We start from the raw sequence: 14,751 nt of genomic DNA, 5'->3' as shown, positions 1-14,751 counted from the left end.
AATGTGGGAGCTGGCTTGCCTGCGATGGCGTCACACAGGCCTCAAGCTATGACCGCCGCCGGCACCTCAACAGCCACCAACCCCTCCTTCATCCGCTTGGCATCGCGCACGAAGGTCCGCGAGGCTTGGAACAGAAACAGCATGGTCAAGAACAGCGCCACCGGAATCAGGTACATGGCGTCATGCAACCCCACCGCTTTATAAGCCTCGGTCATCTGCTCCGCCCCGGCGGCATACATCGCCGAATGGGCGAAATGATCGGACAAGCCCCCCACCACCACCGGCCCCATGCCGCCGCCCAGCAAGTACAAGCCGGCAAAGAACAGCGCCATCGCCGTGGCCCGCAGGCGCGGTTCGACCACGTCCTGGATCGCCGTGTATACGCAGGTGTAGAAGTTGTAGGCAAACAACCAGCCCACGCTGAACAACGCGACAAACACCCCAATCTCGATACGCCCTGCATGTAAGGCCCAGGCGGTGGTGACGGTGGAAATGATCAGGCTGCACGCGGCAAACAGCAGCCGGCCATTGGCAATCCGTTGATGGATCTTGTCGGCAACCCAGCCGCCCAACGTCAGGCCGACCAGGCCGGTCAACCCGACGATCACCCCGGTGGCCACAGCCGCTTCCTGCAACGGCATCAGGAAATAGCGCTGCAACATCGGCACCAGGAACGAGTTACACGCATAGGTCGCGAAGTTGAAGCACAGCCCGGCCAGCACCAGCCAGAGGAAGGTCGGCACTGCCAGCACGCGGCGGATCGGGCGGTCGACGGGTTCCTGGGAAACTTGCACGGTTTCTGCTGCGCCGCGCTTGGGTTCCTTGATAAAGAACATGAAGACCGCGAGGATCAGTCCCGGCACGGCAGCAATGAAGAACGGCGCGCGCCAGCTGTCGAACGCCTTGACCATCGCGCCAATGGTAAAGAACGCCAGCAACAGGCCCAACGGCAAGCCCAGCATGAAAATGCCCATGGCCCGCGCACGACGGTGGGCCGGGAACAGATCGCCAATCAGCGAGTTGGCCGCTGGCGCGTAGCTGGCTTCGCCGATACCGATGCCCATGCGCACCAGCAGGAAGGCCCAGAAGCTGCCGACCATGCCGTTGATCGCCGTCAGCCCGCTCCAGGCGAACAGGCCCCACCCCATGAGTTTGCTGCGCGAACCCGTGTCGGCCAGGCGCCCGAGCGGCAGACCGGCAATGGCGTAGACGATGGTGAAGGCGGTGCCGATGATGCCGAGCTGGAAGTCGCTCAGGTGCCATTCCATGCGGATCGGCTCGATGATGATCGCCGGAATGGTGCGGTCGAAGAAGTTGAACAGGTTGGCGAGGAACAGCAGGAACAGAATGCGCCAGGCATTCGTCGCTTGGGTCGAGTTCTGCATGGGTCCGTCTCTTTTATTGTTATGAGAGCTGTGATGCCCGATGCATCCTGCTCTGGTCCCTGCAACATAGTCAGGCCGGCAGCGGTTGTCTGTAATGATTCGTAAAGCTGATAGGGCATGATTTCACCCGAAACTACGAGGCTTTTCCTACGAAAGATATAAGTGTGCTCCCCTCTTCCCAACGGCCATGACGCGATTAGAATGGCGAGCCGTCCTGTAGCACCCCCTCTTACTTTCCTTATCGATGACGCCCATGTCCGAAGCCAGTCCGTGTCTGAATTGCGGTGCCTGCTGTTCACACTTCCGTGTGTCTTTCTTCTGGGGGGAGTGCGCCTCGTCGGGGGGCACGGTGCCCGATGACCTGGTGGTGCAGATCAACCACACCCGCGTGGCAATGATCGGCACCGACCAGAAACCCGCGCGCTGCTGCAGCCTTGAGGGCGAGGTGGGCAAAGGCACCCGTTGCACCATCTATGAGCAGCGCTCCAGCGTGTGCCGAGAGTTCGACTCATCCTGGAGCCAAGGCGTGCAAAGCACCGATTGCGATGCCGCTCGCGCAGCATTCGGCCTGGCGCCGCTGGAGGCACCGCCCTTCGAGCTGGACCTGCCCATCAGCGCTTAACATCAAGCTGGCGCTCAAACAGGGGGGATTTCGTCAAGATTAGCTGTTGAGCCTTGCGGTGCCTGCCGGCGAGATCATGAACGTGATCCAAGGAGGCGCCAGCGTCGAGAGACACTTCCCGTGGCCGCAGCGACCCCACCGGCATCATCAGGCCGAGTCACTGACGTCTAATCTTTGGCATTTCGCCATCATTTATCTAAAGAACTTCGATAAACGGCCGATTCATCAGAGTCGGGCCGGGATTTCCCCTTGAATCACTAGGGGTAAACCCATCGTCCCGGACCCGGACGCACTGTAAAGTCGCGAACTCCCACTCAGTGATGGCTTTTTAATATTTCACAGCCATCCGCCCAGGTACATGGCGCACAATGACTTCTAAAAATAACCCTGCCACCGTGGTCTCCGATGTGTTGCCGACAGCTCCTGCGGAAAAACCTTCAGGTTCAAAGTCATTGAGCAGCCCGCGTCCGGCGGCAACCCAGCAATACCTGTACTTCACCGAGACCAATACCGACCGCATCCTCGACAACCTCGACGGCCTGCGCGACATGGTGTTCCCGCGCCTGCCCCACCAGGAAGTCGACGGCGAGCCGCGCAGCGAGCAGGAATTTCCCTCGGTGTGCCTGATCGGCCTAGGCCGCTGCGGTTCGAACATTGCGCTGGACGTGGCCGAGTTGGTCTACAACGCACGCAAGTTCTACCTGAACGAGTTCAGTACCGAAGACAAGTCGACAGATAAGGGCTACAGCCCGGCCCAGTGGATTCGCAACAACCTGCGCCTGGGCAGCGGCAAAGCCAGCAAACCGGTGTTCCTGGTGGAACCCTTGGTGATGCTGGGCGACCTGGACAAGGACATCGCCGGGCGCATCCGCTTCTCGCGCAAGGGTGAAAAAAGCGGCTTCCTGCGCGACTACAGCAAGATGAAAATCATGGACCTCTCGGAAGTCCATGCCGGCGGCGCCGGTAACGCGCCGATCCTTGGCCAGTATCTGGCCAAGATCATCCTCAATAAAGACACCCAGCGTTTTTCCAGCCCCGACTGGAAGATGATCCATTCGTACCTGATCGACTCCTGCGGCATCAAGGCCAACCAGTCGCGCCTGTACTTCTCGATCTTCAGCGCCGGCGGCGGCACCGGCTCGGGCATGGCGTCGGAATTCGGCCTGGCCCAGCAGCACTCGTACATGAACAAGACGTTCGACACCAAGCCGGCCGACGAGCACGACAGCAAAAGCGGCCACGCCTTCGTCTTCGAACCGATCTTCACCAGCGGCATCTGCGTGCTGCCGAACATCTCCGACCACCGCAGCGAAATGTCCGAGGCGCTGCACATCAACGCCGGGCGGCTGCTGTGCAAGTATCTGTCGGAAGAATGGGATTTCTCGTACAACTTCGCCAATGAAGACAGCAGCGAAGCCAGCGTCAAGGGGCGTATCCGCCCGTGGAACGCGATGATGCTGATCTCCAATGACATCATGCGTTACGCCGAAGAGAGCGATGACGGCAATATCCAGAACATTGATGTCAATGCCATGGAAAAGCACGCCAACCAGTACATCTCACAACAGATCTTCAACATTCTTACCGCCCAGGCGGTCACCACCGACTACGACCAGAACTACTTCCGTCGCGCCGGTATCGACATCGGCGAAACCATCCGCCTGGATGCCAACGACCTGTTCATGAGCCTGGCCGGCCCGGTGGCGATTGCCTACGCCGAATCGGTGGTCCCGGAAACCCCGGCGCCGTCGAGTGACAAGTTCAAGGTGTTCGACAAAGAGCCGCAGCGCCTGAACATCGACGACCTGTTCTTCCGCTCCATCGACCTGCCGCACTTCAACAAAGTCACCCAGGCCATCGAAGGCATCAGCCTGCTGCCGATCGAGTCCAAGCGCTACAAAGCCTCCCTGGAGCAGTACAAGAACTCCGGTTATGACGCGGCGGCGCTGCACGACCTGCACTTCTTCAAGAACTGCTCGTCGGTGGTGTCGATCGTGTCGCTGCCCAAGGACTACAAACTGTCCTACATGGACCTGAACCGCCTCAAGACCCACCTCAACAGCCTGTTCCCCAACACCACGCTCAAGCGCTACGCCCTGGTGATCGGCGCGTCGGCCAACCTGTCGCTGACCACCCTGATCGCCAAGAGCCCGTGCCTGTCGGATGATTTCCTGACGCTGATCGTGGCGTTCATCAAACGCTGCTTTGCGCGCAACCCGTACCGTTTCGATGACACGCTGGACAACTCGATCCTGGACTTCATCATCCACGAGGACTTCGACGAAGACCGTATCGACGAACTGCTCAACGAGTTTGAAAACCCGGCAAAGATCCTCGATACCAACTGGTACGCGATCAAGCCGATGTATGAGAAGAAGTACCGCGAGTTGATCAATGACAAAGAGAAGTTTGTCTCGATCAATGACATTCGCCTGTCACGGGATTGCGTGAAGAAGGCGATCAAGTACCTGCGCGAGATTTACCGTCATCGGATCGGCAAGACCAAGATTATTTCGTTGAACAACCATACCGGCAAGACAGCCTAGGCTTATGTGGCGAGGGAGCTTGCTCCCTCGCCATGGCGATCGGCTCACACCCCGAAACAATTCCCCCAGCATTTCGCCGTCAGCAAAACTGTTCCCGTGACGCGCACGTCACCCGCACCTGTGACCTTTCTCCACGGCAAGATGCCATCACCGCATCCGCGGTTACTCCGCTACACACTTACAGCGGCGCAAACAACGCACCATTTTCGCGCAGACGTTTCTTACGCTGCCCTTTCCTGGATCAGAATCCACGGCGAAACCACCACCGCCCACAAGCTCGGATCGCGCTCCAGCAGGTCCAATGCCCGCGTCGCAGACACTTCGCCAAGGCTACCCGAGGCCAGCCAGGCAGAGACTTTATCGCGCTGATCCTCGGCCATGCCCTCGGCCGCCTCGATCAAATCCAGGCCGGCGTCGACCCACAATAGGGCACCCTTGGCAAAGAACGGTTCAAGCTCCTTCCAGGAGATTTCGGCGGTTTCACCGAGCAGCTTGGCATAGAGGGTGCTAGGTTCTTGCGTCATGGGAATTCACCTTGGGAAAAAATCGGCGCAATCATAACGTCGTGTCTCTCGTAGAAAAACCCAGTTGCAAATGAGTGAGCGATTGAAAACGTCAGGAAAGCCACGGATTGCCCGCCACTGCGGCAGCCACCCGCCGCAATTCTGTCTTTTTCTTTCATTTAAGCGACACGCCCGTATATTGCCCCCAGCAGCCAGCTTTTCAAGCGATCAACCGGCGCTCTACACTGTACCGGTACAGTTGCCAGGGCACTGCCGGGGGGATATTCGAGATATCTGATCCGGTTCTGCAGCTCACAAGGCCGCTAGAACTATAAAAAATACAACAGTAAGAGTGGAGCACTATGAATAAGGCTACTAAGCAGATTTCCAAACTGTTTGCCGCTATGGTCCTGGCCGGGGTTGCCAGCCATTCGTTCGCAGCCGACACCATCAAGATCGGCATCGCCGGCCCTAAAACCGGTCCTGTCACACAATATGGCGACATGCAGTTCATGGGCGCCAAACAGGCGATCGCCGACATCAACGCCAAAGGCGGCGTCGATGGCAAAATGCTCGAAGCCAAGGAATACGACGACGCCTGCGATCCCAAGCAAGCCGTTGCGGTCGCCAACAAAGTGGTCAACGACGGCGTCAAGTTCGTGGTCGGTCACCTGTGCTCCAGCTCCACTCAGCCAGCGTCCGACATTTATGAAGACGAAGGCGTGATCATGATTACCCCGGCTGCCACCAGCCCGGAAATCACCGCCCGCGGCTACAAGCTGATCTTCCGCACCATCGGCCTGGACAGCGCCCAAGGCCCCGCGGCCGGCAACTACATCGCCGACCACGTGAAGCCGAAGATCGTTGCCGTGCTGCACGACAAGCAGCAATACGGTGAAGGCATCGCCACTGCCGTTAAACAGACCCTCGAGAAGAAAGGCACCAAGGTTGCCGTCTTCGAAGGCCTGAACGCCGGTGACAAGGACTTCTCCTCGATCATCCAGAAACTCAAGCAAGCCAACGTCGACTTCGTCTACTACGGCGGCTACCACCCTGAGCTGGGCCTGATCCTGCGCCAAGCCAAGGAAAAAGGCCTGAACGCCAAGTTCATGGGCCCTGAAGGCGTCGGCAACGACTCCATCTCGCAAATCGCCCAGGGCGCTTCCGAAGGCCTGCTGGTGACCCTGCCGAAGTCTTTCGACACCGATCCGGCCAACAAGGCGATCGTTGAAGAGTTCACCAAGAACAAGCAGGACCCAACCGGTCCGTTCGTGTTCCCGGCCTACTCGGCCATTGAAGTCATCGCCGGTGGTATCAAAGCCGCGAAAAGCGAAGACACCGCCAAAGTGGCCGAAGCCATCCACGCGGGCACCTTCAAGACCCCTACCGGCGAGCTGAGCTTCGACGCCAAGGGCGACCTGAAGGACTTCAAGTTCGTGGTCTACGAATGGCACTTCGGCAAACCAAAAACCGAAGTTTCCCCTCAGTAAGCCAGGCGTTACTGGTCAACAAGCCCACTGTGAGAGCAGTGGGCTTTGTTTTACGAGGTTTATGGGCCTGTCACCCGCGATCCGGGCGCTGGCTCACCTGAAAATCTTAAAACCGTCACCAGCGGTTCGCTGGCAAACGCTTTGCGCAAATGTGCTCACAGAACACAGCGCAGGGCCGGAACATGACTCCACCAGTGAAATGCGTATCGGGTTTTTAGGAGCGTTGTAATGCCTGAGATCTATCATTTTTTCCAACAGCTGGTTAATGGCCTGACCATTGGCAGCACCTATGCCTTGATAGCCATTGGCTACACAATGGTTTACGGCATCATTGGAATGATCAACTTCGCCCATGGCGAGGTGTACATGATTGGTTCCTACGTGGCCTTCATTGCCCTTGCCGGGCTGGCCATGCTGGGTATCCACTCCCTGCCGTTGTTGATGACCGCCGCGTTCCTGGCGTCGATCGTCGTAACCAGTGCCTATGGCTACAGTATCGAACGGGTTGCCTATCGTCCCTTGCGTGGCAGCAACCGTTTGATCCCGCTGATTTCCGCCATCGGCATGTCGATTTTCCTGCAGAACACCGTATTGCTGTCCCAGGACTCCAAGGACAAGTCCATTCCCAACCTGATCCCGGGGAGCTTCTCCTTCGGCCCAGGCGGCGCACAAGAAGTGCTGATTTCGTACATGCAGATCCTGGTCTTCGTCGTCACCCTGGTGGCCATGCTGGGCCTGACCCTGTTCATTTCCCGCTCCCGTCTGGGGCGCGCCTGCCGGGCCTGCGCCGAAGACATCAAGATGGCCAACCTGCTGGGCATCAACACCAACAACATCATCGCCCTGACCTTCGTCATCGGTGCCGCGCTGGCGGCCGTCGCTGCCGTGTTGCTGAGCATGCAGTACGGCGTGATCAACCCCAACGCCGGTTTCCTGGTCGGCCTCAAGGCCTTTACCGCAGCGGTATTGGGCGGCATCGGCAGCATTCCGGGCGCCATGCTCGGCGGGCTGGTGCTGGGTGTGGCCGAGGCGTTTGGTGCCGATATCTTCGGCGACCAGTACAAGGACGTCGTCGCGTTTGGCCTTTTGGTTCTGGTGCTGTTGTTCCGTCCGACCGGCATCCTCGGCCGTCCGGAGGTTGAGAAAGTATGAGCAGATATCTTAAATCGGCGTTTTTCAGCGCCCTGCTGGTGTGGGCCGTGGCCTTTCCGGTACTCGGCCTCAAGCTGAGCATTGTCGGCATCAACCTGGAAGTGCATGGCACCGGTCCCGTGACCCTGACCATCATTGCCCTGTGTTCGGTGCTGATGTTCCTGCGCGTGCTGTTCACGCGGCAGGTCGGCGCCTTGTTCAAGGGCAACCGTGGCCCGCTGGTATCGCCCAAGGTCAGCCAATTCCTGACCCTGCCGCGCACCCAGCGCTACATCATCATCGGCCTGATCGTGGCCGCGCTGATCTGGCCGTTCTTCGGCTCGCGCGGTGCGGTCGACATCGCCACCCTTATCCTGATCTACGTGTTGCTGGGCCTGGGCCTGAACATCGTGGTCGGTCTGGCCGGCCTGCTCGACCTGGGTTATGTGGGCTTCTACGCCGTGGGTGCCTACACCTACGCGCTGCTCTCGCACTACCTGGGCTGGAGCTTCTGGGTTTGTCTGCCCCTCGCCGGTCTGATGGCGGCGACGTTCGGCTTCCTGCTGGGCTTCCCGGTACTGCGCCTGCGCGGTGACTACCTGGCCATCGTGACCCTCGGCTTCGGGGAAATCATCCGACTGTTCCTGCGTAACCTGACCGACATCACCGGTGGCCCCAACGGCATCAGCAGCATTCCCAAGCCGACGTTCTTCGGGCTGTCGTTCGAGCGCTCCGCCGCCGAAGGCATGCAGACCTTCCACGAGTACTTCGGGATTGCCTACAACCCGGTGAGCAAAGTGGTGTTCCTGTACCTGGTAGCGCTGTTGCTGGCCCTGGCCGCATTGTTCGTGATCAACCGCCTGCTGCGCATGCCGATCGGCCGTGCGTGGGAAGCGCTGCGCGAAGATGAAATCGCCTGCCGGGCCCTGGGCCTGAACCCGACCATCATCAAGCTGTCCGCGTTCACCCTGGGCGCTGCGTTCGCCGGTTTTGCCGGCAGCTTCTTCGCCGCTCGCCAAGGCCTGGTGACGCCGGAGTCGTTCACCTTTATCGAGTCGGCGATCATCCTCGCCATCGTGGTACTGGGTGGCATGGGCTCGCAGTTGGGCGTGATTCTCGCGGCGATCGTGATGATCCTGCTGCCGGAAATGATGCGTGAGTTCAGCGAATACCGCATGTTGATGTTCGGCGCCATGATGGTGCTGATGATGATCTGGCGTCCTCAAGGCCTGCTGCCCATGCAACGTCCACACATGGAGTTGCGCAAATGAGCCGCGAGATCCTGAAAGTCGAAAACTTGAGCATGCGCTTCGGCGGCTTGCTGGCGGTCAATGGCGTGGCCCTGACCGTGAAGGAAAAACAAGTGGTTGCGCTGATCGGCCCCAACGGCGCCGGCAAGACCACGGTGTTCAACTGCCTCACCGGTTTCTACAAGCCCAGCGGTGGCAGCATCCTGCTCGACGGCCAGCCGATCCAGGGCCTGGCCGGTCACGAGATCGCCCGCAAGGGCGTGGTGCGGACCTTCCAGAACGTGCGGTTGTTCAAGGACATGACGGCGGTCGAGAACCTGCTGATCGCTCAACACCGTCACTTGAACACCAACTTCTTCGCTGGCTTGTTCAAGACCCCGGCGTTCCGCAAGAGCGAGCGCGAGGCCATGGAATACGCGGAGTATTGGCTGGACAAGGTCAACCTCACCGAGTTCGCCAACCGCCCCGCCGGCACCCTGGCCTATGGGCAGCAACGTCGCCTGGAAATCGCCCGTTGCATGATGACCCGCCCGCGGATCCTGATGCTCGACGAACCGGCCGCCGGTTTGAACCCCAAGGAAACCGAGGACCTCAAGGCGCTGATCGGCGTGTTGCGTGAGGAAAACAACGCCACCGTGCTGTTGATCGAACACGACATGAAACTGGTCATGAGCATTTCCGACCACATCGTGGTGATCAACCAGGGCACGCCCCTGGCCGACGGTACACCGGAGCAGATCCGCGACAATCCTGAAGTGATCAAAGCCTATCTGGGGGAAGCGTAAAATGCTGCAATTCGAAAACGTTTCCACTTTCTACGGCAAGATCCAGGCCCTGCACAGCGTCAACGTCGAAGTGCGCCAGGGTGAGATCGTCACGCTGATCGGCGCCAACGGTGCCGGCAAGTCGACCTTGCTGATGACCCTGTGCGGTTCGCCGCAGGCCCACAGCGGCAGCATCCGCTACATGGGTGAAGAGCTGGTGGGCCAGCAGTCGTCGCACATCATGCGTAAAAGCATTGCCGTGGTGCCGGAAGGCCGACGGGTGTTTTCGCGCCTGACCGTCGAAGAGAACCTGGCCATGGGCGGGTTCTTCACCGACAAGGGCGACTACCAGGAGCAGATGGACAAGGTGCTGCACCTGTTCCCCAGGCTCAAGGAACGCTTCAGCCAGCGCGGCGGCACCATGTCCGGCGGCGAGCAGCAAATGCTCGCCATCGGCCGGGCGCTGATGAGCAAGCCCAAGCTGTTGCTGCTCGACGAGCCCTCCCTGGGCCTGGCACCGATCATCATCCAGCAGATCTTCGACATCATCGAACAGCTGCGCAAGGACGGTGTGACCGTGTTCCTGGTCGAACAGAACGCCAACCAGGCGCTGAAAATCGCCGACCGCGCCTATGTGCTGGAAAACGGCCGGGTGGTGATGCAGGGCACGGGTGAGCAGTTGCTGACCGATCCGAAGGTGCGTGAGGCGTACCTCGGCGGTTAACACCCGGTTGCTAAATGTGGGAGGGGGCTTGCCCCCGATGGCGCCATGTCAGGCACAGAACATGTGACTGATATACCGTCATCGGGGGCAAGCCCCCTCCCACATTTGTTTCGGGTGCTCCCTGACGAATTTTTCTCAAACGACTTGTAACGAATTCCAACGTCCAGCCTCTAGTGGTACAAGCAGGCAATCATGCCCGCCAACTCAACCCACTGCTGGAGATACACCATGACCGTAAAAACCCGTTCGCTGTCCGCCGCTTCCCTCGTCCTGGCCCTGGGTTCCGCGCTGAGCCTGTCCGCCCTGAGCACCAGCGCCCACGCTGCCGACGACATGCAGAAATGCTTCGGTGTCGCCGAAGCCGGCAAGAACGATTGCGCCGCCGGCGCTGGCACTTCCTGCGCCGGCACGTCCAAAACCAAGGATCAGGCCAATGCCTGGAAACTGGTCCCGGCCGGCACCTGCACCCAAACCCCAAGCACCACCTCGCCGAGCGGTTTCGGCCAGGAAGCCGCCTTTACCGCCAAGTCCTGAAACAGCCCCCAGCCTGAGTACTGATGATGACGCTTCCGTTCCTGCAAACGCCCTCAGCGGCTCAGGCACCCGGCCTCCCCTTGCGGGCCGGGCTGGGGCTGAAGCACGAGCACTTCGCCGAAGTGCTCGACACCTGCCCCGATATCGGTTTTTTTGAAGTGCATGCCGAAAACTACATGGTGGCCGGCGGCCCGTTTCATCACTACCTGGGTTTGATTCGCGCGCAGTACCCGCTGTCGCTGCACGGCGTGGGCCTGTCCATCGGCGGCGAAGGCCCGCTGGACCGTGAGCACCTGGCACGGCTCGCGACGCTGATTGAGCGCTATCAACCCCGCGCCTTTTCCGAACACCTGGCCTGGTCGACCCACGGCCCGGTGTTTTTCAACGACTTGCTGCCCCTGGCCTACGATGTCGCCGCCCTCAATCGAGTGTGCGAACACGTTGATCAGGTCCAGAGCACCCTCAAGCGCCCAATGCTGCTGGAGAACCCCTCGACCTACCTGCAGTTCCAGCGCTCGACCCTCGACGAAACGGACTTCATCGGCGAAATCATCCGCCGCACCGGCTGCGGCCTGCTGCTGGACGTCAATAACGTCTACGTGTCGTGTATCAACCATCAGCGTGACCCGTTGGCCTACATCGACGCCCTGCCCTTGCACGCCGTGGCTGAGATTCATCTGGCAGGCTTTGCCGAAGACACCGACAGCCTGGGCGAGCGCCTGCTGATCGATGATCACGGCGCGCCCATCGATAACGCCGTCTGGCAGTTGTACGAGCACGTACTCGCGCGTACCGGCCCGGTGGCCACGTTGATCGAAAGGGATAACCAGGTACCGGCCTTCAGCGTGCTGCTGGCCGAGGCTCAACAGGCCGAACGGCACTTGTTGCAGGTGCGCCCATGAGCCTCCTCGAAGACTTTTCCGCCGCCCTGCTCGCGCCGGACCAGGCCTGCCCCGACGGCCTGTTCAGCAGCAACGGCGCCGACCCGGCCAGCCGCTTTGCGGTGTATCGCAACAATGTCCACAGCTCATTGATCAATGCGCTGGCGAGCGCTTACCCGGTGACGTTGCAACTGGTAGGCGATGAGTTTTTCCGCGCCATGGCCGGCTGCTACGTACAGGTGAGCCCGCCCAGCAGCCCGGTGATCAGTGAGTACGGCGCTACATTTTCCGACTTTATCCAGGGCTTTGAACCGGCCGCGAGCGTGCCTTACCTGGCGGATGTCGCGCGATTGGAGCGCTTGCGGGTCCGTGCCTATCACGCGGCGGATGCCCCGGCGCTGGAACCGCAGGCTGTTCTGCAGCAACTGCAAGCACACACCGAACTGGGCACATTGCGCCTGCAATTGCACCCATCCCTGGCCACGTTGAACTCCCGCTACGCCGTCGTCGCCGTGTGGGCGGCGCACCACACCGAGGGCGCGATTGCCACGTTGAATCCCTGGCACGCCCAAGGCGCCCTGGTGTTGCGCCGGGGCCTGGAGGTCAAGGTGTTCGCCATCGACAGCGGCTCGGTGGCGTTTATCGACAGCCTGAACCAGGGCGCGATGCTGGAGGACGCGCTCACGCACGCACTGGAGGCGTCGGCCGAGTTCGACCTGCACCAATGCCTGGCGTTGCTGATCAATCAAGCCGCCATCACTCATCTGTCTCTGGAACACAAGGTATCGTCATGAACCCTCAATCACCGTGCCTGATTAAACGGGCCATCCAACTTTTTGAACAAATCCCCTACAGCTTGATCGCCTTTCTCGCACGCTTCTCCATCGCTGCGGTGTTCTGGAAGTCCGGGCAAACCAAAGTCGAAGGCTTTGCCATCGACTTGATCAGCGGCACCTTCCAACTGGGCGCGCCGCGCCTCGCCGCCTCGACGCTGCCGCTGTTTCGCAGCGAATACAAGCTGCCCTGGCTGTCACCGGAAGTGGCCGCGCACATGGCGGCATTTGCCGAACACTTCTTCCCCGTGCTGATCCTGCTGGGCTTGGCCACGCGCTTTTCGGCCCTGGCGCTGATTGCCATGACCCTGACCATTCAACTGTTCGTGTACCCCGATGCCTACCCGACCCACGGCACCTGGCTGGCCGTCCTACTGCTGTTAGTGGCCAAAGGCCCGGGTCGCCTCTCCGTCGACTACCTGATCGCCCGCCGTTATCGCTAGAGTCGGTCGAGGGCTTCGCCGCTGCGCTTGAACCAGTCCACCAGGTAGTCGGCCAACACTTGGGTGCGTCGCGGCAAGCCGCCCTGATAGGGATGCACCAGGTACATCGGCAGGCTCCGCGTCTGATAATCCCGCAGCAGCCAGCGCAATCGGCCGTCAGCCAGTTCCGCCGGTAAAACGTAGGAAGGCAGCCGCGCAATACCGGCGCCCACCAGGGCGGCCTTTTTCAACAGGTTGTAGTGATTGGAGGCGAAGGTCCCGCTCACCCGCACACGCAACAGTTCGTGCTGCTGGTGGTACAGCCACTCCTCGCGGCCGCTGTAGTGGCTGTTGAGCAGGCAGGTGTGGGACGCCAGATCAGCCGGGGTCAGCGGTTCGCCGTGCTGCTCCAGGTAGGCCGGGCTGGCACAGGTCATCTCGTGCCAGGCTAGCAGTGGCTTGGCCACCAGCCGCTCATTTTCGATGGCACCCGAGCGTACCCCCAGGTCAAAGCCATCCCGCGCCAGGTCGCGGTAGCTGTTGTTCAGCTCCAGTTCGAGCTGCACCTGCGGATAGTGCTCGGAAAACTCCAGCAACAAGCCATCGAAGAAGGTTTCGCCCAATGACACCGGAACCGTCATACGCACCGGCCCGGCCAAATCGTCCTTGAGCCGGGCCAGTGCCTGACGCGCCCGTTCGACCTGCACTACCAACGCCTGCGCCTGAGGCAACAACGCCGCGCCGGCAGCGGTCAGGCTGAGCTTGCGCGTGGTGCGGTGCAGCAACACCACCGAATACCCCGCCTCCAACTGGCTGATGCGCTTGGACAATTGCCCTTTGCTGCAACCCAACTGCTCAGCCGCTACGGTAAAACTGCCGGCTTCGATCAATACGGCAAACGCCGCCAGGTCATCCATCTCACTCATAGATTGTTTCCATTTGAAAACCAAAGGTTGCCTATTAGCGCGTTTATCCATCTGAAAAGCCACACTAGACTGAACCCTCACTTACCCCACTGGAGAAACAGCACGATGAAAATCCTATTGATTGGTGCCAGCGGCACCGTGGGCTCAGCGGTCAAGGCGGAACTGGCGCAGCGTCACGAGGTAATCAGTATTGGTCGCAGCAGCGGCGACTTCCAGGTGGATATCAGCGACAGCGCCTCGATCCGCCGGCTGTTCGAGCAGACCGGCCGGTTCGATGCCCTCGTCTGCGCCGCAGGCAGTGTGAATTTCGTCGCGCTGGGTGAGATGAGCGAAAGCGATTTTGAACTGGGCCTGCGCGACAAATTGATGGGCCAGGTCAACCTGCTGCTGATCGGCCGCGAGTACGCCAACGACGGCGCCTCGTTCACCTTTACCAGCGGCATCCTCAACCGCGACCCGATTCGCACCGGTGCCTCGGCGGCACTGGTCAATGGCGCACTGGATGCCTTTGTGAAAGCCGCGGCAATCGAATTGCCACGGGGCCTGCGCGTCAACTCCGTGAGCCCGACGGTGCTGCTGGAAGCCATGGGCAGCTACGCACCGTACTTTCGCGGGTACAAACCGGCGGCGGGCGCCGATGTGGCACTGGCCTACGCGAAAAGCGTCGAGGGCTTGCAGACCGGTCAAACCTTTATCGTAGGTTGAACTTCAAGGCTGTAAGAAATGCCTGAAGCTCGCAC

At 60.3% G+C, this 14,751-nt stretch carries 15 protein-coding genes; 12 read left to right on the top strand and 3 right to left on the bottom strand.

Annotated elements, in window-relative coordinates; all coding sequences use genetic code 11:
* Window positions 1–41: 41 nt before the first annotated feature.
* Window positions 42–1,385: a spinster family MFS transporter gene (locus tag U5A08_RS06880; protein ID WP_321850921.1), complete on the bottom strand. Its 1,344-nt coding sequence runs from the start codon at window positions 1,383–1,385 to the stop codon at window positions 42–44.
* A gap of 253 nt (window positions 1,386–1,638) precedes the next feature.
* Between U5A08_RS06880 and U5A08_RS06875 the strand changes: the two genes are divergently transcribed.
* Together U5A08_RS06875 and U5A08_RS06870 are read left to right on the top strand one after the other, a co-directional pair.
* The gene (locus U5A08_RS06875) at window positions 1,639–2,007 is read left to right on the top strand and encodes a YkgJ family cysteine cluster protein (protein ID WP_253393846.1); all 369 of its coding nucleotides are present in this window, start codon (window positions 1,639–1,641) and stop codon (window positions 2,005–2,007) included.
* 368 nt (window positions 2,008–2,375) lie between these two features.
* On the top strand, window positions 2,376–4,553 hold the full coding sequence (locus tag U5A08_RS06870; protein WP_321850919.1) for a hypothetical protein: 2,178 nt from the start codon (window positions 2,376–2,378) through the stop codon (window positions 4,551–4,553).
* A gap of 221 nt (window positions 4,554–4,774) precedes the next feature.
* Here the strand turns inward: U5A08_RS06870 and U5A08_RS06865 are convergent, their stop codons facing one another.
* Window positions 4,775–5,077, bottom strand: a complete 303-nt coding sequence (locus U5A08_RS06865; protein ID WP_321850916.1) for a DUF2288 domain-containing protein — start codon at window positions 5,075–5,077, stop codon at window positions 4,775–4,777.
* A 341-nt stretch (window positions 5,078–5,418) separates the two neighbouring features.
* Between U5A08_RS06865 and U5A08_RS06860 the strand changes: the two genes are divergently transcribed.
* The 9 genes from U5A08_RS06860 (at window position 5,419) to U5A08_RS06820 (ending at window position 13,106) form a co-directional block, all read left to right on the top strand.
* The gene (locus U5A08_RS06860) at window positions 5,419–6,546 is read left to right on the top strand and encodes a branched-chain amino acid ABC transporter substrate-binding protein (protein ID WP_321850914.1); all 1,128 of its coding nucleotides are present in this window, start codon (window positions 5,419–5,421) and stop codon (window positions 6,544–6,546) included.
* A gap of 228 nt (window positions 6,547–6,774) precedes the next feature.
* A complete protein-coding gene (livH, locus tag U5A08_RS06855; RefSeq protein WP_253393838.1) occupies window positions 6,775–7,698 on the top strand; it encodes a high-affinity branched-chain amino acid ABC transporter permease LivH in 924 nt (307 codons plus the stop codon).
* Window positions 7,695–8,948 carry a high-affinity branched-chain amino acid ABC transporter permease LivM gene (locus tag U5A08_RS06850; RefSeq protein ID WP_253393836.1) on the top strand — a complete coding sequence of 418 codons (1,254 nt, stop codon included), beginning with the start codon at window positions 7,695–7,697 and terminating at the stop codon, window positions 8,946–8,948. Before livH ends, U5A08_RS06850 begins: the two co-directional genes overlap by 4 nt.
* Complete coding sequence (livG, locus tag U5A08_RS06845) at window positions 8,945–9,712, top strand: high-affinity branched-chain amino acid ABC transporter ATP-binding protein LivG (RefSeq protein ID WP_012722652.1); 768 nt, start codon at window positions 8,945–8,947, stop codon at window positions 9,710–9,712. Before U5A08_RS06850 ends, livG begins: the two co-directional genes overlap by 4 nt.
* 1 nt (window position 9,713) lies before the next feature.
* A complete protein-coding gene (locus U5A08_RS06840) occupies window positions 9,714–10,415 on the top strand; it encodes an ABC transporter ATP-binding protein (RefSeq protein WP_017844798.1) in 702 nt (233 codons plus the stop codon).
* Between the two features lie 228 nt (window positions 10,416–10,643).
* Window positions 10,644–10,949: a BufA1 family periplasmic bufferin-type metallophore gene (locus tag U5A08_RS06835; RefSeq protein WP_321850910.1), complete on the top strand. Its 306-nt coding sequence runs from the start codon at window positions 10,644–10,646 to the stop codon at window positions 10,947–10,949.
* 23 nt (window positions 10,950–10,972) lie between these two features.
* A complete protein-coding gene (gene bufB / locus U5A08_RS06830) occupies window positions 10,973–11,851 on the top strand; it encodes an MNIO family bufferin maturase (RefSeq protein WP_321850906.1) in 879 nt (292 codons plus the stop codon).
* Window positions 11,848–12,624: an HvfC/BufC N-terminal domain-containing protein gene (locus U5A08_RS06825; RefSeq protein ID WP_253393832.1), complete on the top strand. Its 777-nt coding sequence runs from the start codon at window positions 11,848–11,850 to the stop codon at window positions 12,622–12,624. The genes bufB and U5A08_RS06825 overlap by 4 nt, the downstream gene beginning before the upstream one ends.
* Window positions 12,621–13,106, top strand: a complete 486-nt coding sequence (locus tag U5A08_RS06820; protein ID WP_253393830.1) for a DoxX family protein — start codon at window positions 12,621–12,623, stop codon at window positions 13,104–13,106. The genes U5A08_RS06825 and U5A08_RS06820 overlap by 4 nt, the downstream gene beginning before the upstream one ends.
* Here the strand turns inward: U5A08_RS06820 and U5A08_RS06815 are convergent.
* Window positions 13,103–14,011, bottom strand: coding sequence for a LysR family transcriptional regulator (locus tag U5A08_RS06815; protein ID WP_321850903.1), 909 nt, complete (start codon window positions 14,009–14,011; stop codon window positions 13,103–13,105). The genes U5A08_RS06820 and U5A08_RS06815 overlap by 4 nt on opposite strands.
* A 105-nt stretch (window positions 14,012–14,116) precedes the next feature.
* Between U5A08_RS06815 and U5A08_RS06810 the strand changes: the two genes are divergently transcribed.
* The gene (locus U5A08_RS06810; RefSeq protein WP_321850902.1) at window positions 14,117–14,716 is read left to right on the top strand and encodes a short chain dehydrogenase; all 600 of its coding nucleotides are present in this window, start codon (window positions 14,117–14,119) and stop codon (window positions 14,714–14,716) included.
* The last annotated feature ends 35 nt before the right edge of the window (window positions 14,717–14,751 follow it).

The organism is Pseudomonas paraveronii, from assembly GCF_963681955.1.
Taxonomy (GTDB): domain Bacteria; phylum Pseudomonadota; class Gammaproteobacteria; order Pseudomonadales; family Pseudomonadaceae; genus Aquipseudomonas; species Aquipseudomonas paraveronii.
The sequence above is the reverse complement of the archived record's forward strand: the minus strand, read 5'-3'. Positions and strand labels throughout refer to the sequence as shown.